Raw genomic sequence first — 26081 nt, forward strand, 5'->3', positions numbered from 1 at the left:
CCTAACACTGCCTCAACTGCGATCGCAGTTGAGGCAGTGTTTCTAGCTAGCTGGCTTTTCTATCCATAATCACAGATCAAAACAGATCAAAATTTTTAGAGCTCCATCGCAAATCTAAACTACGCCTTCAAAGGATTCGATGTAGCATCTCTTCATCTTCACTTCACGCTTCAGTAGGTAAATTGCATGAGTCTCAGTTTCAGCGACCTCTTCGAGGAAAGTTTTTATCTCGTCAACAACCCTGATGTTGCACAAGCAGTCCAAGCAGGTTTTTTTAGCAGTGGTTTTCAGCACTTCATCCAAGCTGGTCAGTTTGAACTCAGCAACAGCCCCAGCCGCGCTCCTAGCCCCTTGTTTAATGAAGCCTTCTACCTGGCTAATAACCCCGATGTAGCTGCTGCTGTCCAAGCAGGTTCTTTTAGCAGTGGCTTCCAGCACTTTATCCAAGCTGGTCAGTTTGAACTCAGCAACAGCCCTGCCCGCTTGCCCGGTCCCCTCTTTGACGAGCTCTTCTATTTGTCCAACAACTCGGATGTTGCAGAAGCAGTTCGCAGTGGCACCTTCAGTAGCGGCTTTGAACACTTTGTCAAGTTTGGTCAGTTTGAAGTCGATTCGCAGTTTAGCCGCAATCCTAGCCTTCGCTATGACGAACGCTTCTACCTAGACCATAATCCTGACATTGCTGCTGCGGTTACCAATGGCTCTTTCGCGAGTGGCTTCCGCCATTATCTGCTCTTTGGCCAGCAGGAGCGCAGAAGTGCTGTCAATACCCCGCCTGTCATCGGTAGTGATAGTCTCACCGCCAACGAAGACACCCTGACCATCACCCCAAATCTCCTGGCCAACGACACCGACCCCAATGGCGATCGCCTCATCATCTCTAGCTTTACTCAGCCTGGTAATGGAGTACTAGCCAGTAACGACAATGGAACATTCTCCTATACACCAAATTTAAACTACGAGGGAATTGATAGCTTTAGTTACACAGTGAGCGATGGCTATGGTGGTTTCGTCAGCAGCACCGTTAGCATCAGCATCAATCCCAGCCCAGACACGCCGGTTGCAGGTAACGATGCTTTTACCACAGACGAAGATACTCAACTTAGCTTCACAAGTAATCAGCTACTAAGTAACGATTTCGACCCTGAGAACGATCCCTTCTTTTTTAATAGCTTTACTCAGCCTACAAACGGTACTGTTGAAGGATTGGGTAATGGCACCTTCACCTACAATCCCAAGTCCAACTTCAACGGCACAGATAGTTTTACTTACACGATTACAGATGGTGACGGCACTACAGTCGCTGGCACCGTTAACCTCACTGTTCGTTCGATCAATGATGTGCCCATAGCGGGTAATGATACTTTCACTACCGATGAGGATACGCGAGTCAGTTTCAGTCGAGCTACGTTGTTAAACAATGATACTGACGCTGATGGCAATCCTATTTTAATTACAGGCTTTACTCAGCCTCTAAACGGTAGAGTCGTTGACCTTGGAGGCTCCTATACCTACACCCCCAATGCCAATTTCAACGGTTCTGATAGCTTCACCTACACCATTACAGATGGTCGGGGTGGTAATACAAGTGCGGTTGTCACTCTGAACGTTAACGCGATCAACGATGCACCGATCGCAGGTAACGATATCATTACGACAAATGAGGATACATCTGTTACCTTTAGTCGAGCAAACCTGTTATCTAATGACAGCGATGCTGACCAAGATACCCTTCTAATTACTAGCTTCTCCCAGCCAGGACGAGGCACGCTGGCGAGTAGTAATGGGACTCTTACATACACACCTACTGCCAACTTTAGTGGCAGTGATAGTTTTACTTATGTTGTTACCGATGGCAAAGGTAGTTCTACAACTGCTACCGTCGCCCTAGTCGTCAACTCAGTTCAAGATATTCCTGTTGCCAATAATGATGCATTCACGACCAGTGAAGACACAGAACTACTCATTAGTCCTAGTGATCTCCTTAGAAACGATAGTGATGCAGACCAACAGCAACTGCTAATTAATAGCTTTGGTCCAGCATTAAATGGCGTCGTCAGGGATAACGGCAACCAAACCTTTACTTATACTCCAAGCCCTAATTTTAACGGTTCTGATAGCTTCACCTACACCATTACAGATGGTAGTGGTGGAACCGCAACCGCTACGGTCAACGTCAATGTTACGTCAGTCAACGATATTCCTGTTGCTAATAGTGACGCAGTCACCACGAATGAAGATTCGGTGGCTTTAATCACTAATGTACTGACTAACGATACAGATGCAGACCAAGACGCGATCGCAATTGTTAGCTTCACCCAGCCCAGTAGCGGCACAGTAGACAGTCGCAACAACGGCTCATTTAATTACATACCTAATCCTGACTTCAACGGCTCTGATAGCTTCACCTACACCATCAGTGATGGCAGGGGAGGCAGTACCACTGGCGTTGTCAACATCACTGTTAACGCGGTGAACGACCCACCCATTGCCCTCAACGATACAGCAAGTACCGCTGAAGACACACAGGTCACAATTGTCAATGTCTTAGCCAACGATAGTGACATTGAGGGTAATACCTTTTTCCTCACCAGTAGTACCTCAGCTGCTAATGGTCAGCTCATTGATCAGGGGAATGGCACCTTCCGATACACCCCCAACACCAACTTCAACGGCTCTGACAGCTTCACCTACACTATTACAGATAGCAACGGCGGCTCTGCTTCTGCCACAGTCAACATCACTGTTAGCGCGGTGAACGACCCACCCATTGCCCTCAACGATACGGCAAGCACCACTGAGGACACTGTTGTCACCATCCCTGTCCTGACAAATGACACCGATGCTGAAGGCAATGCTCTCACGATTGACAACTTCTCCACTCCGACCCAAGGCAGCTTGAGCCAAAGTAACGGCGTCTTCACTTACACGCCCAATGCCAATGCCAACGGCTCTGATAGCTTCACCTACACCATCAGTGATGGCAATGGTGGAACCGCCTCTGCCACGGTCAGTGTCACCATCACCCCGGTCAATGATGCTCCCATTGCCATCAGCGATACGGCAAGCACCACTGAGGACACTGTTGTCACCATTCCTGTCCTAACGAATGACACCGATGTCGAAGGTAATGCCCTCTCGATTACAGGAGTCTCTGTCAATCCCACTCTTGGCTCTGTGGTCAACAACAACGGCGTCTTCATCTACACCCCCAATGCCAATGCCAACGGCTCTGATAGCTTCACCTACACCATCAGTGATGGCAATGGTGGAACCGCCTCTGCCACGGTCAATGTCACCATCACCCCGGTCAATGATGCTCCCATTGCCATCAGCGATGCTGTCAGCACTAATGAAGACACTGTTGTTACCATCCCTGTCCTGACGAATGACACCGATGCTGAAGGCAATACCCTCACGATTGACAACTTCTCCACTCCGGCCAAAGGCAGCCTGAGCCAAAACAACGGGGTCTTCACTTACACCCCAACTGCCAATGCTAACGGCTCTGATAGCTTCACCTACACCATCAGTGATGGCAATAGTGGAACCGCCTCAGCCACGGTCAATGTCACCATCACCCCGGTCAATGATGCTCCCATTGCCATCAGCGATGCTGTCAGCACTAATGAGGACACTGTTGTCACCATTCCTGTCCTAACGAATGACACCGATGTCGAAGGTAATGCCCTCTCGATTACAGGAGTCTCTGTCAATCCCACTCTTGGCTCTGTGGTCAACAACAACGGCGTCTTCATCTACACCCCCAATGCCAATGCCAACGGCTCTGATAGCTTCACCTACACCATCAGTGATGGCAATGGTGGAACCGCCTCTGCCACGGTCAATGTCACCATCACCCCGGTCAATGATGCTCCCATTGCCATCAGCGATGCTGTCAGCACTAATGAAGACACTGTTGTTACCATCCCTGTCCTGACGAATGACACCGATGCTGAAGGCAATACCCTCACGATTGACAACTTCTCCACTCCGGCCAAAGGCAGCCTGAGCCAAAACAACGGGGTCTTCACTTACACCCCAACTGCCAATGCTAACGGCTCTGATAGCTTCACCTACACCATCAGTGATGGCAATAGTGGAACCGCCTCAGCCACGGTCAATGTCACCATCACCCCGGTCAATGATGCTCCCATTGCCATCAGCGATGCTGTCAGCACTAATGAAGACACCATTGTCACGATCGCGGCTCTAGCTAACGACATTGATGTCGAGGGTAATGCTCTCTCAATTACCGGAAATACTAATCCTGTTCATGGCTCTGTTATCAGCAACAACGGTACCTTCCGCTATACCCCGACAACCAACTTCAATGGTTCTGACAGCTTCACCTACACCATCAGTGATGGTAACGGCGGGACCGCCTCTGCCACGGTCAATGTCACCATCACCCCCGTCAATGATTTGCCCAAAGCTCTAGGTGATCTACTTGTAGTCGCTGCTCCTACATCAACCTCGATTAGTCCTGCTGCCTTGCTGGCCAATGATACGGATGTGGATGGTGTGCTCACGATCGCTAGCGTGACTCAACCGTCACGCGGTAGTTTAACCACCAATTCGGATGGTACGTACACCTACAACCCAAGCGCTAACTTCAACGGTAATGACAGCTTCACTTACATTGTCAGCGATGGTGCAGGTGGAACTGCTTCAGCAACCGTGAATCTAATTGTGGCTCAGGCTCTTGATGCTGGCTTCTCTGTGGCCCCTAACTCCAATATCACCAATTCGACAACCATTCCTCATGCCTCGGTTGAAGCCATAGGAGATAACAACTTCGACTACTACTCATTCACGGCTACAGCAGGTTCTCAAGGGATTTTCGACATCGACTTTGGCGATCGCGGTGGTACTGCTGCTTTAGATACGGAAATCTTCCTGTTCGACGGCAACGGCACCCTTCTGTCCACCAATGATGATGCGACTACAGCCGATCCTGGTAGCAGTTCCATCAACGACTCATTCTTGACTTACAACTTCACGTCCTCTGGTCGTTATGTCATTGGTGTTGCCAAATTTGACTCAACCAATACCATTGGAGTTGGCATTACAGGAACCCCACTGACACCCAACGATAGCTACACGCTCCATGTTTCAGTTCAAAACCCCACCATTGCTTAGATAGAAGCATTGACAAAGCTAGCTCACTCCAACTTACTTCCTCGCAGATGTCGGGTTGGCTGTGATTTTTAAAAGCAAGAGAGGTGTGGACTGCCACACCTCTCTTGCTTTTAAGGCAACCAGAGCAAGAGGTAAATTTAGATCAGAAAATTAAGCATTTTCTACCCAGACAATCCAGAGCAAGGGTTGGTAAGATGAATATAAAGCGGAATCATTCCGGAATTTAGCCCTAATTGTGAGCATACGTTCATGACTTCTGAGGTTCTTGTCGAAAAGAAAAAGTTAGATAGTCCGCCTTTAGAGATTCACCATCTTGGCGATCGCGTCTTGCGTCAGCCAGCGAAGCGGATCAACAAAGTGGATGCAGAAATCCGTGAATTGGTTCGTGAGATGCTGCAAACGATGTATAGCGCTGACGGGATTGGGTTAGCGGCTCCTCAAGTGGCTGTGCAGAAACAGCTGATTGTGATCGATTGTGAACCAGACGACCCCACTAACCAACCGCTAATTTTGATCAACCCCAGCGTTAAGCATATGGGTCGCGATATCTGTGTGGCTCAAGAAGGCTGCCTCAGCATTCCAGGAGTTTATTTGGATGTTAAGCGGCCTGCTGCGGTCGAGGTATCTTATAAAGACGAGTACGGACGGCCCCAAAAGCTTAGCGCGACAGGTCTGCTTGCTCGCGCCATTCAACATGAAATGGATCACTTAAATGGTGTGTTATTTGTAGATCGTGTCGAGAATGGTCTCGCTCTGAATCAAGAGTTGGCTAAGCATGGTTTCTCAGCCCAAGCTGTCAAGCCTATGGCTTAGTGTGATTGGCTAAATTCGGAAATGATTCTGGAGGGGTGGTGCTTAGATAGCTGGGAATTTCTCAAGGACTATCCACAGGCCATCCCTAGATTTCTTAAACACGCTTTAAGCATAGAGTGGCTAATTGCCTCTATTCTTGACTATTGACGCTTAATTAAAGGTGGGACAGCATTGACCCCTAAAAGTGGTGTATTCCTAGGCGGTTCTTGTGTAGCGGCGATCGCTGCCGTCGGTTCTGTATTTGAGCTAGCTTCTGGCAAACCAGACCTAGGCGGGCTAATTACAGGAGTCATTCTGGCTATTAGCATCCCGTTAACGGCCATATTTTTCTTGGCAGCGGTGCGAGATGCCAGAGCAAACCAGTAAAAGTGTGGCAAGATATGCCTAGCTGCTAAAATCCAGCCCTTCTGACGATGACGGGTCAAGATCCTTACGTCGCTTTCCTCTGGCAAGTTCCTCCTCTAGGTTCAACAGAACGAAACTCTCCTTGCTACCCGTTGTCGCGCACTGAGTCAGTGACAGTTGGGCGTGATCCCTATTGTCAAATTATTTTAGACTCCAATCTTTTTGGGATGGTTTCGCGGCGTCACGCCCAAATCCGCCCTATTCTAAATCTTAGAACTCAGACTAGAGAACCCGTCTGGGAGATTTGCGATCTCAACAGCGCCAATGGCACTTATCTGAATGGGCAACGATTGCAAAGTTGCCAGATCATGCAGATTGGCGATCGCATTACCCTTGGCAACAATGGGCCAGATTTTGTCTTTGAGTGCCACCGCGTTGAGCCTCCAGTCGCCTCTCGCTTTGCAGTTACTTCATACGGCAGTTCTGCACCGCGTCAATCTGCTCATGCAGCGACAGTACCGCCTGCCAGAGGTGCTCAACTGACCCCAGCAGATTCAGTCACTTTGACCCAGCTCTTTCCCATTCTTTCTACTGGAAAAGAGCTAGCCCGCAAAGCTTACCTTGTTCCTGGCATCATTACCGTCGGCTTTGTCGTCTTGATGTTTGCAGCGGTTGGTCAGCCCATCGCCTTCAATCTACTGCTAGCTACCTATCTAGTAGGAGTGGCTTATTATCTCGTTTACCAACTCTGTGGTAAGCGCAAACCTTGGTGGGTTTTGTTTGGCGCTCTCGGCATTATGGTGTTGATTTTACGTAGCCCCATTTTGTCTACGTTTATCGTCTTTTTCCGACAAGTTCTGCCGGGTCATCTTCCTACCCCAAATGAACCTGTAGGCTTCTTTAGACTCATAATCAGCATGTTTTTTGGCGCAGGCTTGATGGAAGAACTGCTGAAAGCTTTACCAGTTTTAACGGCTTACTGGCTTGGTCGGTTGGTGCGATCGCCTTGGCGCGAACAAATCGGAGTTTGGGAGCCACTCGATGGCATTTTGCTGGGCACTGCTGCTGCCGCCGGATTTACGCTAGTGGAAACGTTGGGCCAATATGTTCCAGAAATTGAGCAGCAATCGGGTTCCTTGGAAGGACTACAACTTCTAATTCCAAGAGTGCTCGGCTCTGTAGCAGGCCATATTGCCTACAGTGGCTACTTAGGCTATTTCATTGGGCTGAGTGTGCTCAAGCCGAGAAAGCGTTGGTCTATTTTGGGAATTGGCTACCTGAGCGCAGCCATCCTTCATGCTCTATGGAATGCTGCTGGCACGATTAACGCTTTGTTGCTCATGATCGTCGGTGTCGTGTCTTATGCTTTTTTAGCAGCAGCAATCCTGAAAGCTCGCCAATTATCACCCACCCGCTCCCAAAATTTTGCCACTCGACTTTCCAATTCCTCTTAATGTTTCTCTTACACCTTCAGCGATCGCATGGATAACTAAGTCCAGCACCTGTTTGCAGCTTGAATCAGCTTCGAGAAAGCTTAGACAAGACCTTAAACCCCTACACCCCTACACCCTGTACCTTTCTGGCTCAGTTCGCCCAGTTGGGCGATGATGCAATCAGGCGAGGATGGTTGAATATAATTATTGAAAGCAACTTTTTATACCCAAAAACAGCGGAGCTTGTTGATGCTTAGACTATTGCTCACCATCCTCATCAGCTTCAGTGCTATTAGTTTGGTGCAGTTGGGCCAAAGCACATCGAGCGATCGCCAAGCTCAGGCGGGCCTGTTCTAGTTCCGATAGCTCTTCCCAACTCAAGGGTCGCACTGATTGAAGCGTAGATTCCACAACCTGAGCAGTTTCTGTTTCTACACCCCGCATCGCATAGGCCAATGGACGCGCCAAAACCTGCAGGTCATCGACATTCCAATCGGGTAGACTTTCCTGCACACACTGAATCAATTGGTCAGCCAGGGACAAATTGCTTGCTACTACCTTTTGAGCTTGCTGCACGATCGCGTTTAGTACACTTTGGGGTGCCCAAGCTGCGAAGCGCTGCGACAAAGCAGTTTGAGCCCAAATTCCGTCCAAACGAGCAAAGAAATCTTGCGATCGCTGAGCTATTTCTTCATCTAGCCAGCTATCCAAGGAAAACTCTTGCTCTAATTTCTCTATATAAGTGGCAGAGGCTGGGTCTGTGAAATCCCAGGGGTAAGGCGTGTCAGTACTCAGGACAGCATCTAGCAAGTCGTCTAGCTCGACTTGAAATTGAGAATGTTCAAAATAATCTGATGACATAGTTCCGTTTCTCATCGTGCTACTCCTGATTGCATTTGACGTGGGTAGCTACACGCCGATTTTTGAGAGTTCCGCAAGCAATTACAATTTAAGCCAATTGGCTTAGAAGTTGTGTTCCCCTAAAGTTAGAGACTCATGTTCAACCAAAAACTCTACCGCCTCCCCCTTAGGATTGCCAAATTTTAGCTGAACTCCAGAGTTTAAAGAGACTTCCTGTTGATGGATTTTTTGCCAACCATTGGCTCCCAAAACCAGAGTGCCAAACCGAGAAAAATCTCTGAGGAAATAGGATGGCTGACTATTAGCATCATTGGAAGCGTCTCGGTAGAAAATTTCGGCATGATAACGAGATACACCAGGTTCCGGTAATACCAAATCGTTGTCTTCCTTGCTACCAACTTGAATTCTGCCGTCTCGAACTGGCCACTTTTTTGCAGGGGGTCCGACTCGTCGCAGCGATGCCATCGGAATTCGGGCTGGAATGTCGCTTGGCCCTGGGGGTGGCAGCATTGTGTTCTCTTCGGGCTTAATCAACTGACCATCAAACTGCGGATGCATGTACAGCACAGGCAGAGTCCAGGCAGGTTGATTAAACTTATAAAGCATCAAAAGATGCTGTCTAGCCAAGGCAACGGCTCGGTCAACGGGTTGGCGTTCTCGTAATGCTTGGGCCAGTGCTTGGATAAAGCTGAGGGCTTCTTGATCCGTAATCGAGTCACGCATGCCCAAGACCGCCGGAACTCCATGATGAATCAGGACTTCTGCCAAGCTGCTGCGAGGAATCGGTTGCTGGTTTGTGTGGTCGGGTTGGGCTCCCCAACAAGCATTAAACACTGCCAGAATGACACCACGACGGGTTAACACTTGAGCTAGTTCTGTTCCACTCAGGGTCGTTCCAGGACTTAATAAGAGCAACCCACCGTCGGGTGCTGGAGTCCCGTGCCCTGCATAAAAGAAAATGTTGTAATTTCCGGTCTCTAAACGCTCAATCAGTTCTGCTGAGGTTGGCTGAATCAAAGTATCTACTTGAGGCAGATCGGGAACAATTCGTCCTCCCATCGAGCTAGGGGCTTCGTACCGAGTCAAGATATGGACTAAAGTTTCAGCTTCTTGTTCTAGATCTAGCGCCGGGGATGCAGCTCTGTTGTCAGCCTTAACCGCAGCCCGGTCAGACAGTGTTTCGGTTTCTTGCCCCAAAACTAATAGGATTTTCAGCGATCGATCGAGGCGTAGAGGCGGCAGGGGCTCTACATCACTGGTTGTGCGGCTGAACAAGAGATGTTCACTATTGAGGGCGATCGCGGGCTTACCCATTTGCGATTGCATAATTTCCCAAGGCAGGGCGATCAGCTCAGGCGCTTGAATTTCTAGCCGTAATTGCAACCGCCCTCCCAAGCCAAAAGCAGCTCCTTGACTCCGATTGAAATTCGCTTCGATTGGGCCATTAAATAGCCATTGCCACAAACTGACACCCAAATGCTGCATCAACCGCGCCCCGTAGGGCAAGGCGTTAGAATCGGGGGGCAATACAAATGGGGGCGTCGGTGACAGGGGCGTCGCTGAGAGGTGAGGCACTTGGGGCAGCCCCCGGAGGGAAAACATTTCCTGCCAAGCATGCCAAGTTTGAGACAGTGCATCAGGCCAAACGCGATCGTGGAGAACGTACCCGCTCGGATACGGAGCGTTTGTCACCCAAATTGCATACCGATTCGCCTCTAAAGCATCTAGGCGTCTAATGGCTAAGCTGAGGCAGAGAGTTCCTGACACAGGCATTCAAAATCTTAAGTTATCAGAACCTGAGCGATCGCTAGTTTTCTTATCAGTCTATCTGGTCTTGTGGTGTAGTAGCCCTCTTGCAAAATTCCATTTAATCTGGGATAGCTGACGGGCTGAGTTCCTCTGTCGGGGTCGGGGGAGAAGCTGGCGTGGTCTGCGTACAGGCTCCTAACTGATTCGGTTGAAGTGTAGCGCTGGGTATAATTAGCGGCGTTAAAACTGCTTCTTCAATCCAGCCACTTTCCCCAGGTGCCAAGAAGCGATCGCTCGTAGGGGATGGAGTTGCGGGAACTGTAGCTGGAGTTCTGGGACTAGGAGTTGCGGGGACTGGAGCCGTGCTGGCATTAGAACTCGCATCGCTAGAAGGTGAGCAAAATTTTAGTCTGACCCAACTGCCTTGAGCCGGAATCACCTGTTTACTCAGGACTTGCAGCGTCCCACCGACAGGTACTAATCGAGCTGTTGTGGCAGTAGAGGGGCGATCGCCAGATGCAGTGGTAAAGCTGCCGGGTTGAGGCTGTAGTTCTATCGCTTCAGGCCCACTCTGATTGGGTAGCTGATTGGGTAGCTGATTGGGTAGTTCAGACCTGTTGGCCTGCCGAATTTGCACCAAAGTCCCTGGAGACAGAAGGAGCGGTGGGGAGTTAGGCGGGGAGTTAGGCGCAGCAATGGTAGCAATCGGATCTGGACTCACAGCCGTAGTATCTGGTTGAGGTTCCCAGCCTAACAATGTATCCACGCGACGACTCACACCTGGTAGCAGTAGGTAAGCTAAAACACCACCCAAACCTGCAAGCAGCAGAATTCCCAGGAGCAGAGCTGCTGCATTCTGGGAGCGTTGAGGTGGCAAGATTTGAGTTTTGAGGGTGGAAGGTGCCGTAGCAGTTGGAGTGGGCGGCTCAACCGCGATCGCCGTTTGGGTTAACTCTCTATCCTGAATTGGCTCCCTAAGAGGAGGGACTTCTAGTTCTAGTGGCTCCGTCAGCAAAGACTCTGGCAATTCAGCGATCGCCTCGCTATGAGTGACGTGATAGTAAAGCATCCCCACGGTGACGTTGTCGTGACCGTTCCGCATATTGCCAATCTCAACTAATCTTTGGCAAGCAGTGGCTACATCAACCTTGCCATCTAAAATTGGCAAAATTTCGCTTTCCCAATATTCTTCGACACGATCGTTGTCACTCAAGCCATCGGAACAGAGCAGGAAGACCCCTGCTTCATCTAGCATGAAACGCTGTACGGTGGGATGTAAGGTCGCGGAACTACTCATGCCTAGAGCTTGTACAAGCGAACCTGCGACTGGTTGGTGTACGGCATCTCGATACAAGGCATAGCCTAAGCGCACTTCTCGCGAAGCCACGTCATCGTCTACGGTGATTTGGTAGCAGCCTGTGCGAGTGATCCAATAAACTCGGCTGTCACCAATATGAGTGATATAGATTTCATGACCACGGGCTAGCGCCATCACAAGGGTTGTCCCCATACGCTGGCGATCGGTCCGTCTTTCCTGATCGTTGCGCTGGCAAATTAAGTCATTGGCGATGCAAACAGACTGCTCTAGTTCTGCCATCAAGTTATCTGGTTGCTGCAAAACCACGTCAATTTCTAGCGCCTGAATGCGTTCCTGAATCGCCGCGATCGTCAGATTAGAAGCAACATCACCGCCTTCGTGACCTCCGATTCCGTCACATACCAAGGTTAAGGTTTTATGGGCTTCGCCGGGATGCAGGGGCACTGAAAGAGCAGTTCCACTGGCAGGGTAGCAGGCATCTTCGTTGCGCTGGCGGCTGGGGCCTTGATCGGTGCGGGTAGCAATCTGAGCTAAGCGAGCTTGCGATCGCCCACAGACCGTTAGCCCTCGATCCAGTTGCGCCATTAACTGTTCGGGCGTACGAATCTGCCTTTGAATCATTTGATGGCATAGAGCTGCCAAGAAACGTGCAATCTCAGGCCGAGCGGTAGGTGCCCATTGCAACCAAAGCTGTCCCAGTTGCATCAAGGTAGGAGCTGCTTTGCGATCGCTTTGAAGTTCTAGCAAACGGACGAGCGGCCCCTCCACTCGCAGTAGTTGCGGTTCCAGCAAGCTTGAAGCGACCCCCTCACTGCTGAATGGTTGCCACAGTTGGGCTATTTGCCATAACCAATTGAGCTGTCGCAGTGGCGTTGCCTCTGACCAAGCATTCGCTAGAGATGGAAAGAGCGGATCAGATAGTTTGGCTGCATTTTGGCTCAGCTCTCTGCTGTTAATCGGCGCTTGCTCTAACAGCACGACAGCGGCTCCCTTATCTGTCTGCACCTGTCCATAGACTTGAGGAATATGCAGTTGATAGGGAAACAACCTCAGGTAAGAGGCGATCGCCGCCGAAATATCACTAGGCAGATCTGGCAGCAGCCCCGGCTTCGTATCAAACAGAACTCGGCGACCTTTGAGCACATAGCGATCGCCTAATATATCCCCTATTTGATAGGTATCAACGCTGGTTCCTACAGCCCAAAGATACCGTTTGGGCAAAGCAGAGCGGCATTGTTGGCAAAAGTTATGGGTCTCCGCATTAAGCGTCTGACAAACGGGGCAATAAATTGGTGCCGTAGCATGGTTCATGAATGGTCCTCATCGGAGCCGCCAAAGGGCACAGCCATAATTTGTGGGACTAGCTGTTGCTATGGATTGTAGCGTCTGACTTCCACTAGATTAGCTGTTTTTAGGCTAAGTGCCTCCACATCCCCCACCCTGCCGCGAACACAAGGACGATCACCACAACTCATTATGCGGGATTGATTACTCATCCTGGCAGAAACAGCAACTATATATGAACTAGCGAATTAGAGCTGAGTTCCGTAGAACTTCACTAAAGACAGAAGACAGGAGCCGCCTCACTTTATACCTTGTTACTTAGATATTAAAAATCCGATGAATAATTCATTAATTAAAGACCATGAAGAATCAATGCATCCACTGGGTTGACTGGTAGCAGCATCTTTATTCGCAGCACCGACCGTTCTACAGCCAATTGTCCTAGCTTTATAACCATTACTGTTTCCACCCCAGATTGGCTACTAAGTCACTAGAGTTTGAGACCTTCACTCGAACTCCAGTTAGCTTGCGAATAGGCATCATTCTCAATTTTTTATGACTTTTGTGCCTTCACAAATCGTCTGTACCTTCGTAGGTGCCTCTGAAATGATCCAACTTCCCTTGCTACCGCCTGTACAGAAAAATGCTGCTAGTCAACCGCTCATTACTACTGCGCTATGGGATTGCTGTTCTAGGAGTGGCAGTCGCTTTACTTCTGCAATCCCCACTATCTCATCTCTTAGAGTCACAAATTCCCCTTCTACTCCTCTTTAGTGTTGTTATTGGCAGTGCCTGGTACGGCGGCTTCGGCCCAGGAATGGTGGCCACTCTTTTAGCTACGATTAGCTGTGCCTATTTTTACGTATCACCATTTCCCTTTTTCACTAATCTAGCTTCAGAGCCAACCATTGAGTTAGGACTGTTTGCCTTAGAGGGAGCTTTAATCAGTTTACTGAGTGCCCAGTTACATACGGCGCAAAAGCGGACAGAAGTGTCGTGGCTCAGGTCAAAGCAGCATCAGGAAACACTGCGTCGGAGTGAAGAACAGTATCGCCTGCTAGTAGAAAATGTCAAAGATTACGCCATATTCATGCTCGATACGCGGGGGCGGGTCACTAGTTGGAGCCTTGGGGCTGAGCGCATTTTAGGCTACCAGGAAGCTGAAATTTTAGAGCAGCATTTTTCTTGCTTTTTTACCACCGAAGATGTGCAACAGGCGCAGCCAGACCAGGAATTAAAGCAAGCGATCGCCGAAGATCGAGCCGAAGATGAGCGTTGGCACGTGCGGAAAGATGGTAGCCGCTTTTATACGAGTGGAATCACGACTGCGTTGCGCGATCGCTTTGGGCAACTCCAAGGCTTTTCTAAGCTCATGCGCGACATGACCGAGCGCAAACAAGCCGAAGAAGCACTCCAGCAAGCCCATGATCGCTTAGAGACAGAGGTAATCAACCGGACCTCTGAGCTTTCGGAAGCTAATGTAGCCCTCCAAGCCCAAATTGCGGAGCGCTTACGCACAGAAGCTTGGTTGCGGAATGATGCCGAGCGACTGGCAGCCATTATTGACACCCAGCATGACATTGCCACCGCAGAACTCGATTTGTTGCGAGTCATGACTTTAATTGCGGAACGAACCCAAAAAATCACCTCTGCTACAGGTGCAGTAATTTTGTTGCCCAACGGCAATGACATGGTCTATAGAGTCGCTAGCGGTACGGCAGCTCCCCACACGGGCTTGCGGGTCAGCATAGATTCCAGCCTTTCAGGGCAGTGCTTCCGGACGGGCGAAATTTTGCGCTGTGACAATGCCGAAAACGACCCTCGCATCAACCATGAGGTTTATCATCACGTCGGAGCCCGCTCCATGATTGCCGTGCCTCTACGCTATGAGCGTAGAATTTCGGGAGTTCTAAAGGTTTTATCTTCCGAGGTCAACGCCTTTAGCGACCAGGATGCTCACACACTGCGGTTAATGGCAGGCTTTATTGCAGCAGCTGTGATGCACGCGGCTGAATTTGAAGCTCGACAAGCAATGGTCGTAGAACACACGATTGCCCTTACAGCTCTGCGGGAAAGCGAAGAGCGCTTTAAAGGAGCCTTTCATGATTCAGCGGTAGGAATGGCTTTGATCGCCACAGATGGCCGATTCTTACAAGTGAATCGCTCCCTTTGCCAAATACTGGGTTATGCAGAGTCCGATCTGCTCAATACCAACTTTCAAGCCGTCACTCACCCAGAGGATCTGGACAGAAGTCTGACCTTTGTCTGCCAAATGCTGACTGGAGAGATTCAGTCGTATGAGATGGAAAAGCGCTACTTCCACAAGCAAGGGCAGATCGTTTGGGTTTTGCTTAATGTATCCCTGGTGCACAACTCTCAAGGCGAGCCTGTACACTTTATTGCCCAGATTCAAGACATTACAGAACGTAAGCAAGCAGAAGAAGAACGAGCCCAGCTGATCTCTGAGCAAGCGGCGCGTGCAGTGGCCGAAGCAGCCGAACAACGCTCAACATTTCTGGCAGAAGCCAGCGCTGTCCTAGCTTCCTCTCTGGACTATGAAGCAACGCTGATCAGCCTTGCCCGCTTGGCAGTGCCTTATCTGGCTGATGTATGTGTCATCGACATGATGGAAGACGAAAAATCTCTGCGCCCTCTCACTGTCGCCCACATTGATCCTTACAAAGAAAATTTAGCGCGGCAACTCCAGCAATATTCGCCTCTGCGACTCAACCACTTACGTCCTGTATTCGAAGTCTTACAGACAGGAGAATCACAACTGTTGGAGCATGTTTCAGAAGCAGCGATCGCCACCTCAACAGATGATCCTGACTATTTACGACTGATTCGATCGCTCTGTCCCAAATCTGTGATGATTGTGCCTCTGATGGCAGCAGGGCGAATCATCGGCATCATTTCCTTTGCCACTTCTGAATCAGAGCGACGTTACAACACCATTGACTTAACGCTAGCTGAAGATTTAGCTCGTCGGGCGGCGTTAGCAGTAGACAACGCCAGACTCTACAAAGAAGCTCAGGATGCGAACCGGATGAAAGATGAGTTTCTGGCTACCCTTTCCCATGAGTTACGGACCCCCTTAAATTCAATTCTGGGTTGGTCCCGACTGCTGACCAACCGCAAGTTTGATGAAACCACCACGACTAAAGCTTTAGAAACGATTGAGCGTAACGCCCAATCCCAAGCCCAGTTGGTTGAAGATATTTTGGATGTCTCACGAATTGTGCAAGGCAAGTTGCAATTGCAGGTGCGGCCTGTGGAATTACTGGCTGTGATCGAAGCCGCCACAGATGCCGTGCGCCCTGCTGCCGAGGCCAAAGCCATCAGCTTAAAGTCTCGGTTAAATGGGGTAGGCAGTCACGTCCTAGGAGACCCCGATCGCCTGCAACAGATTGTCTGGAATTTGTTGTCCAATGCGATTAAGTTCACCCCTAGAGGAGGTCAAGTCGAAATTAGCCTGGAGCCTACAGATACCTGGATTCAAATTCAAGTGACAGATACAGGTCAAGGCATCCATCCCGAATTTCTGCCCCACGTCTTCGATCGCTTTCGCCAAGCAGACAGCACCAGTACACGATCGTATGGCGGCTTAGGCTTAGGTCTGGCAATCGTCCGTCATCTCGTAGAGTTGCAAGGTGGCACTGTCAGTGCCGAAAGCCCTGGGCAAGGCCAAGGTGCTACCTTTACCGTAAAGCTGCCGCCTTTAGTTATCCCTTCTACCAATGGAGCGCTTGCTCCTACTTCTCACTGCTTGCTCCAGAGTGCTGCCCACACCTTCGATCCTTCTCTACTTCAAGGGGTGACTGTCTTAGTAGTTGATGATGAAAACGATGCTAGAGAACTGCTACAAACCATTTTGGAGCAGTCTGGGGCCAATGTGACTGCGGTTGCTTCCGTCGCTGAGGCGATCGCTGCTTACGAAGCCATCCGACCTGACATTCTCATTAGCGACATTGCTATGCCTGGTGAAGACGGCTATGCCCTAATTCATAAAGTCAAAACGTTGGAAGATTACCAAGCCAAGCCGATGCCTGCGATCGCGTTAACCGCCTATGCCAGAGAAGAGGATCAAGATCAGGCATTGAGTGCAGGATTTCAGATGCATTTTGCTAAACCTGTAGAGCCAACTTCTCTAGTCAGTGCCCTGGCTAACTTACTCGGTCGGAATGTAACAGCCTGAGTCAAGGCATTGACTTCCTTAAACTAGGATGAAGCCACTATTGGGACTGATAGAAACTCAAGCTAGCGATCGCAATAAGAAAGCTAAATTGGTGGGTAGTTTTTGCCTTAAAAGCCACTCTTTAAGTAATTAGAATCTCTATATTTGTTTGTAGCTTTAATAACAAGCTAAGTTACCATTCAACCTTCTAAGCTTTAGCTCTCACAAGTTGCTTCTATATCGATTCAAAACAGCTTTTCTAGAGGTTTACTTGATTTAAAGTTGGCCAAAAACTTCTGAATCATCTAAGTGAGATGCCATTTTTTAGATTAAATCAGCCGATTCTGACAAAATTTCTTGAGCCTAGCCCTCAATTTCGTCTGTAGACGATTCAGCAACCTCTGCCCTTAATAAACTCCCAATTAAATTGTTAAATTGACCCTAAAATGAAGCCGATCAACCGCTCCATCCGCTAACGTTGGAAATTGAGCCCAAGGAGCAAAGTTTCATGCCTGTCTAATAAAACGGTGTTAGCCCCTCCCTTTGGCACTGCAAGACTAGAAACGCGAGATTAAAAATGGTACAAGCAAAAATCGGTGATACCGTAACCGTTCACTACACAGGTCGTCTAGATGATGGCACTGTATTCGACTCCTCGACGAATCGCGATCCTCTGGAATTTACTCTTGGTCAAGGCGACCTAATTCCTGGTTTTGAGAAAGCTGTAGTGGGTATGAGCCCAGGAGAATCTAAAACCGAGAAAATTCCAGTCGAGCAAGCTTATGGCCCTTACCGTGAAGAAATGGTAGTCGAGATCGATCGGCAGCAAATGCCAGAAGATTTAGAGCCTGCCGTGGGGCAGCAACTACAAGTTCGCGAAGAAACTGGGGGGGTGATTCCAGTGGTCATCACCGACGTCAACGATGGCACCGTCACTCTAGATGCCAATCACCCTCTGGCAGGCGAAGAGTTAACCTTTGACATTCAACTGGTAGAAATCGCCTAAGCTCACAGCAATCATCTAGCACTCAATTGGCTGACAAATCTTTGAAATGAGGTTTGTCAGTTTTTATTTCTTAGTCTTTATCAGTCAATGATCTTTAGGAGATCTTTGGGACAACAGCTTTAGGAAAACGCAGAGCGAGGCACTCCAGGGCTACAATAGAGCCAAATTGTTGCATAGCTGCAATCTGTATCCCATGACGACTGCTGCTCCAGTTAAGACTCAGTACGAAGCGATTATTGGCCTTGAAACCCACTGTCAGCTCAAGACTGACACGAAGATCTTTTGCAATTGCTCCACCGAATTTGGCGGCGACCCTAACAGCCAAATTTGCCCAGTTTGCATGGGTATGCCGGGGGTGCTACCAGTACTGAACCAGAAGGTGCTGGAGTACGCGGTTAAGACAGGCACGGCACTCAACTGCCAAATTGCCCCCTTTAGTAAGTTCGATCGCAAGCAGTATTTCTATCCCGACTTGCCCAAAAACTACCAAATCTCTCAGTTTGATTTACCGATCGCTGAGCATGGCTGGATAGAAATTGAGCTAGTAGACTCAGATGGTAATTCCACCCGCAAGCGCATCGGCATTACCCGTCTGCATATGGAAGAAGATGCGGGCAAACTGGTGCATGGTGGCAGCGATCGCCTTGCAGGTTCAAGTTTCTCCCTGGTGGACTACAACCGCACCGGAGTCCCTCTACTAGAAATCGTTTCCGAGCCAGATTTACGCACAGGGCAAGAAGCGGCTGAGTACGCGCAAGAACTCCGTCGCATCATCCGTTATCTGGGTGTGGGTGATGGCAACATGCAGGAAGGCTCCTTGCGTTGCGATGTCAACGTTTCCATCCGTCCCGTGGGGCAGGAGGCGTTTGGCACCAAAGTCGAAATCAAAAACATGAACTCCTTCAGCGCCATTCAAAAAGCGATCGAGTACGAAATTGAACGGCAAACTCAGGCTCTAGAAACTGGGGAACGCATTGTTCAAGAAACTCGCCTTTGGGAAGAAGGCTCGCAGCGCACGATTAGTATGCGGATCAAGGAAGGGTCCAGCGATTACCGCTACTTCCCCGAACCAGATCTAACCTCGATTCAAGTGACGACTGAGCAGCTAGAGCAATGGCGATCGGAACTGCCCGAACTGCCAGCGCAAAAGCGGCACCGCTATGAAACCGAGTTGGGCTTGTCTCCCTATGACGCGCGAGTCCTCACCGATGATCGCAGCGTGGCTGAGTACTTTGAGACCGCGATCGCAGCGGGAGCTAGTTCTAAACCTGCGGCCAACTGGATCATGGGCGACATTGCGGCCTACCTCAACGCCAACAAGCTCAACATTACCGAAATTGGCCTCAAACCAGAGGCGCTGGCAGAACTCGTCAAGCTAATTGAAGACAACACCATCAGCAACAATGCCGGGAAGGAAATTCTACCTGACCTGCTAGCGAATGGGGGTTCTCCCACCAAAATTGTGGAGGAGCGCGGCTTAGCTCAACTCTCTGACCCTGACGCGATCGCCGCCATCATTGATGAAGTGATCGCAGCCAACCCCAAAGAACTAGAGCAGTACCGAGGTGGCAAAACCAAGCTGCTGGGCTTCTTTGTCGGTCAGGTGCTCAAGAAAACGAGTGGACGCGCCAACCCTAAACTGACCAATCAGTTGTTAGCCCAAAAGTTAAATCCATAGCTCTCTAGTTACGGAACTCACCAGGGATCGTCCTCGTCGGATGAGACCTTGGTGATTTTTTTGGATGAAATTTTCATGAGGGGTATTACCCCCCACCCCCTTAATGGCATAATGTGATAAGTAGATGCACCCTGATGGCGGGGAGAGTCGCTACAGACTCTCCCTTTTTCTTATGCGTCTAGCAATTGTGAGCGAAGTAGCAGCCAGTTGATATAATCCCCTTTCAAGCCCTTTCAAGCATGTCAGTGGTGGCAGGAGGAACAATGTCAGATTGGCGAAAAATTCCCGGTGGAATCACAGCTCCAAGAGGATACCGGGCTGCGGGAATTGCTGCTGGCTTGAAACCCTCTGGCCTACCCGACTTAGCTTTGATCTTGTCCGATGTCGAGGCGATCGCGGCGGGCGTTTTTACCACCAGTCAAGTCCGAGCTGCTTGCGTGGACTACTGCCGAGAGCGCTTACAAGCTAAAGGAAGTGCCCAAGCCATTCTCTGCAATGCGGGTCAAGCCAATGCGGCCACTGGCTCCCCAGGCTGGATTGACGCGATCGAAAGTGCCCAAAGTTTAGCCCAGGCTCTCAATATTTCTTCAGACTCAATTTTGCTAGCTTCAACTGGGGTGATTGGTCAGCGCATCCCGATGGACGCCTTGAAAGCTGCCATTCCCCATCTCGTCGCCGCCGCTTCTGATCAAGGCTCCGAGCATGCCGCTCAAGCGATCATTACCACTGACCTCGTTACTAAATCGATCGCGTTAGAAACCACCTTGCAGGGTCGTCCGGTGCGGATCGGGGGCATTGCTAAAGGCTCGGGGATGATTCACCCCAATATGGCGACGATGTTAGCCTTTGTTACCTGCGATGCCACCGTTTCCCCGCCCCTCTGGCAAGACATGCTGAGCCGCGCTGCCGATCGCAGCTTTAATCAAATCACGGTGGATGGCGACACCAGCACGAACGATACCCTCTTAGCCCTTGCCAACGGTCAGTCTCGGACTCCTGCCATTACTGAACCTGGACCCGATGCCGACAAGCTAGAGGCGATGTTGACGGAAGTTTGTGCTTATCTGGCTAAAGCGATCGCCCGTGACGGCGAAGGAGCCACTTGCTTAATTGAGGTGCAAGTCTCCGGTGCGCCAGACGACAGCTCAGCTCGGCAAATTGCTCGCACGATCGCAGGTTCTTCCTTAGTCAAATCAGCCATTTTTGGTCATGACCCGAACTGGGGCCGTATTGCTGCTGCTGCTGGCCGTGCGGGAGTTTCCTTTGGACAGGAAAATCTGCAAATCAAGTTAGGTGACTTTTTGCTGATGGATCAGGGTCAGCCTCAGAAGGTCGATCGCGCAGCTGCCAGCGACTACCTCAAGCAAGCAACTGCCAAAGGCATGCTACCTCCCGATATGGTTAGCACCCAGCTAAGCCATGACTTGATGGTCATGAAGCATGGCGAGTTAGTTGCCTTCCCTCGCCTTGACACCAGTGAAACCCAAGCTCAAAACGTCGTCGCGATCGCAGTGAGTATCGGTAACGAATCTGGCTCTGGCACCGCCTGGGGTTGCGACCTCAGTTACGATTACGTCAAAATCAACGCCGAGTACACCACATAACTGCAAGGAAAGCAGATTGCTCGTGACCTTTGTAGCTGGACGCAAAGCCAAAAGACCAAAAGCAGAAAGTCTGCTTGACTTGGAGCTAGGGCGGAGTTTGCTGGATTACTCAGCCCTTTTACTTGAAGAATTTTCGCATCAAGCGATTGATTGGCATCAGTCATGGCAAACTTATAGTTAACAGGAGTTGTAAACCTTTTAAGAACTTGAAATATACATACTTTAGTTATTAAAGTTGGAACCTTAGAGCCGTGATCTCAAACGGATTTAGGAAATTAATTGTTAAACTCAGTAACAAACATGAGAGGGTAGGGGGATCGTGACCACAATGGGTCGTACTGGCGTTCTATTACTCAATTTAGGTGGGCCTGATCAACTGGAGGATGTCCGTCCCTTCCTGTTCAACCTATTCTCCGATCCAGAGATCATTCGACTGCCTTTCCCTTGGTTGCAGAAGCCTCTAGCCTGGTTTATCGCCACGAGCCGAGCCAAGAAATCCCAGGAAAATTATCGGCAGATTGGTGGCGGCTCCCCTCTACGGCGCATTACAGAAGCTCAGGCTCAAGCCATCCAAGACTCATTGCAGCAGAAAGGGCACGATGCCTCGGTCTACATTGGCATGCGCTACTGGCATCCCTTTACAGAGGAAGCGATCGCCCGCATTAAGCGCGATCAAATTGAAAAGGTAGTAATTCTGCCCCTATACCCTCAGTTTTCCATTAGCACCAGTGGCTCTAGCTTCCGCTTACTAGAGAAGCTTTGGCAAGAAGACCCTGCTCTCAACCAAATTAAATACACAACGATAGCGTCTTGGTACAGCCGTCCTGGTTATCTCCAGGCGATGGCCCAGTTAATTGCTCAGGAGCTAGATAAATTCCCCAACCCAGAGCAGGTGCATATCTTCTTCAGCGCTCATGGTGTTCCCGTCAGTTATGTGGAAGAAGCAGGCGATCCCTATCAAAAAGAGATTGAGGAATGCACAGCGCTGATTATGCAGACCCTCGATCGACCCAATACTCACACACTGGCCTATCAAAGCCGCGTGGGGCCAGTAGAGTGGCTAAAACCCTATACCGAAGATGCGATCGTGGAACTGGGAGCCCAAGGGGTCCAAGATCTAGTGGTCGTCCCTATTAGCTTCGTTTCCGAACACATCGAAACCTTGCAGGAAATTGACATTGAGTACCGAGAGTTAGCGGAAGAGTCTGGAATTCACCACTTTCAACGGGTGCCAGCTCTGGATACCCATCCTGGTTTTATTGAGGATTTGGCCAATCTGGTGGTAGAGGCATTGGAGGCTCCGCCCATTGCTCTGTCTCAAGTCACCCAGATCAAGAAGATGGTGAAGATGTATCCTCAAGAGCGCTGGGAGTGGGGTCTGACGACTGCGGCGGAAGTTTGGAATGGCCGAATTGCCATGTTGGGCTTCATTGCCTTGATGATCGAGCTACTAAGTGGTCATGGTCCTCTGCACTTTGTGGGCTTGCTATAAGTCCCAATTAAGCAGTCCCAATTACAGCAATTCTCGCCCCCCTAGCCCCCCAAATTTGGGGGACAAGACTCGAAGTCCCTCTGAACGATTAGGCCCTCGCACTTATTTGGTTTTGGCTAGTCTGGTTCTCGCTTGCGTCGTCGGGGTTGCTGGCGATCGCTAGGATGAGCTTGCTCGACATACCAGCGCCGCCACTCTTTAGAACTCCGAATAGCCAGCCACAGCAGCAATAAGGCAATGAGTCCACCTTCACGGGGAGCATCAAACGCAAAGAGGACTAAGATAACACATAGGCCATCTTGAGCAAAAACCATCCAAAGCGGTAGCTTGCGTAAGCGGTAAAACCAGCCGATTTGCACGAGCTGTAAAACTAGCGCTAGCAGACCCCCAGTGACACCGATCAGCCCTACTAACCACGTCGGCATCTCAGCGACGCGAGCGATCGCCATCCCCATCAAAGCGCCGACAATGGGGCTAAAAATAACTTGAATGATTTGTAAAGCCCGCTGTCCTAATCGCCGCTTCGAGATTGAGACTTCTACTAAGGACCAACTCACTAACACCCCAATTACTACAGGGGGTGGAATATGAGCCAAGATTGGCACACGGGACCACAAGTCTCCGCCTTGCAGCAACCCAATAACCAATAACGGCAAAGCAATTCTTAAACCTGCTGCCGAAGAAGCGGAGAGCGCGGCTAGAATCTCAATCATAATGACTATTTAGCCTGCACTGAAACCTAACAGCTCTCAAGGTTTGTTATCTAGTTTAAGAGATTTGCAGCCAGGGGTTGTAATCAGACTGACATGTTTCTGAACTCTACCCCTAAATAATTCTTCTAGGGGAATTTTTAAGATCGGAAGTTTTTGCTGCGGTTTGGCCTCCAAGACCTTAGAAAAAGCCGTTTAGCGTTTTGAGCTTGCTACTACCTCAAGCGACGAGCTAGGGCTGTGTAACGCTGTTGGTCTTTAACTTGATTCACGGCGATCGCGATCGCCTTCTTCGGCCCGACCAGAATGGCTAATTGCTTAGCACGGGTGAGCGCAGTATAGAGTAAGTTGCGACTCAGCATCATATAGTGCTGCAAGTACAACGGTAAAATTACCACTGGGTACTCACTGCCTTGGGCTTTATGGGTTGTGATCGACCACGCCAAGGTGATCTCATTTAAGTCGGCGCGATCGTAGTTGATGAGACGATCGCCAAACCGCACGCTCACTTCTTGCTCCTCCGGGTCGATCGCGCTGATTACCCCCAAGTCCCCGTTAAACACTTCTCGATCATAGTCATTGACTTGTTGAATCACGCGATCGCCGACTCGTAAGATCATGCCGCCTCTAGTAGTCTCAGTTTTACCGCTATAGGGCGGATTAATCAGCTGTTGCAATACTGTGTTGAGATTGCGAGTTCCTACTTCGCCGCGCGTCATGGGGCACAGAACCTGCACATCTTGGGCAGGGACAAACCCCAATTGAGGAATCAAATCGTTAATCAGGTCATGAATCGCCTGAACACCGTCTTCTGGTTGCGGTGCTCCTAACCAAAGGCAGTCGGTTTGGGGGGCAGCAGAAACTGGTTCCAGTTGCGGCACCTGTCCTTGATTAATCCGGTGGGCGTTTCGAACAATGTGACTCGCTTGAGCTTGCCGAAACACTTCTGTGAGCCGAATTACTGGCACCTGTTTCGATCGAATCAAGTCTCGCAGCACATTGCCTGGACCAACACTGGGTAACTGATCAATATCACCTACGAGCAGCATCTGGGCATCCAGTGGCACAGCCTTGATCAAGGAGTTGGCGAGAAACAAATCCAACATCGAGGATTCGTCTACAATCACAGCCTGAGTTTCTAGAGGATTGTCGTAACCGCGTTTAAAGCCAAAAGTTTTCGGGTCAAACTCCAACAGACGATGTAGGGTTTTAGCTTCCTGTCCGGTCATTTCACTCAGCCGTTGCGCGGCCCGTCCGGTAGGGGCAGCCAGTGCGATCGCCTTCCCCATTGCTTTCCAGAGCGCCACAATTGTCCGTGTGGTAAAGGTTTTGCCGCAGCCTGGGCCTCCAGTCAAAATCAGCACCCGCTGACTTGCGGCCATTTCTACGGCTTGACGTTGTTGCTCAGAAAGAGCCAATCCAGTTTTGGCGGTAAAGCGGTCAATCCAAGCTTGGACTCTGGGCAAATCCACGGTGACTGGGCGCTGCAACCATTGCCGCAGCCGCTCTGCCATATTGGTCTCTGCTTGGAAGAAGGCAGGTTTATAGCAAATGAATTGACCTTGTAACTCGCCAGAGCCACCTTGCATCACCAATTGATCTTCCAAACCCATTTGGGTCACGATCGCCGAGATCTGCTCCGGGTCTGGCTCGTGGTCCGTCAAGGCTAAGCGCTGCACCGTGCGCTCTACCAACTCTGGCTGGGGTAAAAAGCAATGCCCTTCCTCGCTTGCCTCTGACAAAACATGCAACAGACCGCTACGGTAGCGAAATTCTGAATCTGGAGCAATACCGAGATTTCGGGCGATCGCATCTGCGGTGACAAAGCCAATGCCGTAGACATCAGTTGCCAATTGATAGGGGTTGTTAGTAACCGTGGCGATCGATTCTGCCCCATACTGCTTATAGATTTTGACGGCATAGGTGGTAGAAACGCCGTGACTTTGGAGAAACAGCATCACCTCTTTGATCGCCTTTTGCGTTTCCCAAGCCGCCTGGATCATTTTGACCCGCTTCTTAGCAATGCCGGGGACTTCTCCCAGGCGATCGCAGTGATTTTCAATGACCTCTAGAGTTTCTAGGCCAAAGTGCGCCACAATGCGCTTAGCAGTCACAGGGCCAATCCCCTTAATCAGGCCACTCCCTAGATATTTCTCAATTCCTGTCAGGGTGGCGGGCTTGGTTTCCTGGTAATAAGTCACCTCAAACTGAGGACCAAACTTGGGATGATCTCGCCACAGCCCTTGCATCTGCAACGTTTGACCCGCTTGGATATTAGGAAAGGTGCCCACAATTGTCACCAAGTCCCTGGCACGCGGAGCCTTTAACCGAGCGACCGTATAACCCGACTCTTCCGAATGAAAAGTTAGGCGCTCCACCACTCCTTGCAGTTGCTCGGTTTGAGCAGATGGGGCGGCATTTGCTTGTCCATAGGATGGTGAAGAAGTGGACATAATAATTCGATAACCCTGT

Annotated in this window: 14 protein-coding genes; 9 read left to right on the forward strand and 5 right to left on the reverse strand. The window is 50.0% G+C overall.

The features are described 5' to 3' along the window. Window positions 1–186 precede the first annotated feature (186 nt). From KME12_08055 to KME12_08070, 4 genes are all read left to right on the forward strand, one after another. A complete protein-coding gene (locus KME12_08055; protein MBW4487729.1) occupies window positions 187–5142 on the forward strand; it encodes a tandem-95 repeat protein in 4956 nt (1651 codons plus the stop codon). Between the two features lie 249 nt (window positions 5143–5391). Continuing rightward, the gene (gene def / locus KME12_08060) at window positions 5392–5955 is read left to right on the forward strand and encodes a peptide deformylase (GenBank protein ID MBW4487730.1); all 564 of its coding nucleotides are present in this window, start codon (window positions 5392–5394) and stop codon (window positions 5953–5955) included. Between the two features lie 171 nt (window positions 5956–6126). Beyond that, a complete protein-coding gene (locus KME12_08065) occupies window positions 6127–6321 on the forward strand; it encodes a hypothetical protein (GenBank protein MBW4487731.1) in 195 nt (64 codons plus the stop codon). A 47-nt stretch (window positions 6322–6368) separates the two neighbouring features. Continuing rightward, window positions 6369–7754 carry a PrsW family intramembrane metalloprotease gene (locus KME12_08070; protein ID MBW4487732.1) on the forward strand — a complete coding sequence of 462 codons (1386 nt, stop codon included), beginning with the start codon at window positions 6369–6371 and terminating at the stop codon, window positions 7752–7754. A 237-nt stretch (window positions 7755–7991) separates the two neighbouring features. Here KME12_08070 and KME12_08075 read toward each other — a convergent pair whose 3' ends face one another. The 3 genes from KME12_08075 to KME12_08085 form a co-directional block, all read right to left on the reverse strand. Further along, complete coding sequence (locus KME12_08075) at window positions 7992–8609, reverse strand: hypothetical protein (protein MBW4487733.1); 618 nt, start codon at window positions 8607–8609, stop codon at window positions 7992–7994. An 87-nt stretch (window positions 8610–8696) separates the two neighbouring features. Continuing rightward, window positions 8697–10367, reverse strand: a complete 1671-nt coding sequence (locus KME12_08080) for an FHA domain-containing protein (protein ID MBW4487734.1) — start codon at window positions 10365–10367, stop codon at window positions 8697–8699. Between the two features lie 94 nt (window positions 10368–10461). Further along, window positions 10462–12972, reverse strand: coding sequence for a protein phosphatase 2C domain-containing protein (locus tag KME12_08085; GenBank protein ID MBW4487735.1), 2511 nt, complete (start codon window positions 12970–12972; stop codon window positions 10462–10464). 616 nt (window positions 12973–13588) lie between these two features. Here KME12_08085 and KME12_08090 point away from each other — a divergent pair. The 5 genes from KME12_08090 to hemH all read left to right on the forward strand — a co-directional run bounded on the left by KME12_08090 (window position 13589) and on the right by hemH (window position 22899). Continuing rightward, entirely contained in the window at window positions 13589–17140 is a 3552-nt protein-coding gene (locus tag KME12_08090) for a PAS domain S-box protein (protein ID MBW4487736.1), read from the forward strand. Between the two features lie 556 nt (window positions 17141–17696). Next, the gene (locus KME12_08095) at window positions 17697–18125 is read left to right on the forward strand and encodes a peptidylprolyl isomerase (GenBank protein ID MBW4487737.1); all 429 of its coding nucleotides are present in this window, start codon (window positions 17697–17699) and stop codon (window positions 18123–18125) included. 193 nt (window positions 18126–18318) lie between these two features. Then, on the forward strand, window positions 18319–19803 hold the full coding sequence (gatB, locus tag KME12_08100; protein MBW4487738.1) for an Asp-tRNA(Asn)/Glu-tRNA(Gln) amidotransferase subunit GatB: 1485 nt from the start codon (window positions 18319–18321) through the stop codon (window positions 19801–19803). Window positions 19804–20066: 263 nt separating this feature from the next. After that, on the forward strand, window positions 20067–21407 hold the full coding sequence (gene argJ / locus KME12_08105) for a bifunctional ornithine acetyltransferase/N-acetylglutamate synthase (GenBank protein MBW4487739.1): 1341 nt from the start codon (window positions 20067–20069) through the stop codon (window positions 21405–21407). A 328-nt stretch (window positions 21408–21735) separates the two neighbouring features. Continuing rightward, window positions 21736–22899 carry a ferrochelatase gene (gene hemH / locus KME12_08110; protein ID MBW4487740.1) on the forward strand — a complete coding sequence of 388 codons (1164 nt, stop codon included), beginning with the start codon at window positions 21736–21738 and terminating at the stop codon, window positions 22897–22899. Window positions 22900–23015: 116 nt separating this feature from the next. Here hemH and KME12_08115 read toward each other — a convergent pair whose 3' ends face one another. Both KME12_08115 and KME12_08120 read right to left on the reverse strand, forming a co-directional pair. Continuing rightward, the gene (locus KME12_08115; protein ID MBW4487741.1) at window positions 23016–23612 is read right to left on the reverse strand and encodes a DUF4126 domain-containing protein; all 597 of its coding nucleotides are present in this window, start codon (window positions 23610–23612) and stop codon (window positions 23016–23018) included. Window positions 23613–23824: 212 nt separating this feature from the next. Beyond that, the gene (locus KME12_08120; protein MBW4487742.1) at window positions 23825–26062 is read right to left on the reverse strand and encodes an ATP-dependent RecD-like DNA helicase; all 2238 of its coding nucleotides are present in this window, start codon (window positions 26060–26062) and stop codon (window positions 23825–23827) included. Between the last annotated feature and the right edge of the window lie 19 nt (window positions 26063–26081).

Source organism: Trichocoleus desertorum ATA4-8-CV12 (genome assembly GCA_019358975.1).
GTDB lineage: Bacteria > Cyanobacteriota > Cyanobacteriia > FACHB-46 > FACHB-46 > Trichocoleus > Trichocoleus desertorum_A.

What these genes read in the sequence shown, in the direction of transcription:
- KME12_08055 (MBW4487729.1), top strand. Translation starts at nt 187, where the DNA reads ATGAGTCTCAGTTTCAGCGACCTCTTCGAGGAAAGTTTTTATCTCGTC.
- def (MBW4487730.1), top strand. Translation starts at nt 5,392, where the DNA reads ATGACTTCTGAGGTTCTTGTCGAAAAGAAAAAGTTAGATAGTCCGCCT.
- KME12_08070 (MBW4487732.1), top strand. Translation starts at nt 6,369, where the DNA reads ATGACGGGTCAAGATCCTTACGTCGCTTTCCTCTGGCAAGTTCCTCCT.
- KME12_08075 (MBW4487733.1), bottom strand. Translation starts at nt 8,609, where the DNA reads ATGAGAAACGGAACTATGTCATCAGATTATTTTGAACATTCTCAATTT.
- KME12_08080 (MBW4487734.1), bottom strand. Translation starts at nt 10,367, where the DNA reads ATGCCTGTGTCAGGAACTCTCTGCCTCAGCTTAGCCATTAGACGCCTA.
- KME12_08085 (MBW4487735.1), bottom strand. Translation starts at nt 12,972, where the DNA reads ATGAACCATGCTACGGCACCAATTTATTGCCCCGTTTGTCAGACGCTT.
- KME12_08090 (MBW4487736.1), top strand. Translation starts at nt 13,589, where the DNA reads ATGCTGCTAGTCAACCGCTCATTACTACTGCGCTATGGGATTGCTGTT.
- KME12_08095 (MBW4487737.1), top strand. Translation starts at nt 17,697, where the DNA reads ATGGTACAAGCAAAAATCGGTGATACCGTAACCGTTCACTACACAGGT.
- gatB (MBW4487738.1), top strand. Translation starts at nt 18,319, where the DNA reads ATGACGACTGCTGCTCCAGTTAAGACTCAGTACGAAGCGATTATTGGC.
- argJ (MBW4487739.1), top strand. Translation starts at nt 20,067, where the DNA reads ATGTCAGATTGGCGAAAAATTCCCGGTGGAATCACAGCTCCAAGAGGA.
- hemH (MBW4487740.1), top strand. Translation starts at nt 21,736, where the DNA reads ATGGGTCGTACTGGCGTTCTATTACTCAATTTAGGTGGGCCTGATCAA.
- KME12_08115 (MBW4487741.1), bottom strand. Translation starts at nt 23,612, where the DNA reads ATGATTGAGATTCTAGCCGCGCTCTCCGCTTCTTCGGCAGCAGGTTTA.
- KME12_08120 (MBW4487742.1), bottom strand. Translation starts at nt 26,062, where the DNA reads ATGTCCACTTCTTCACCATCCTATGGACAAGCAAATGCCGCCCCATCT.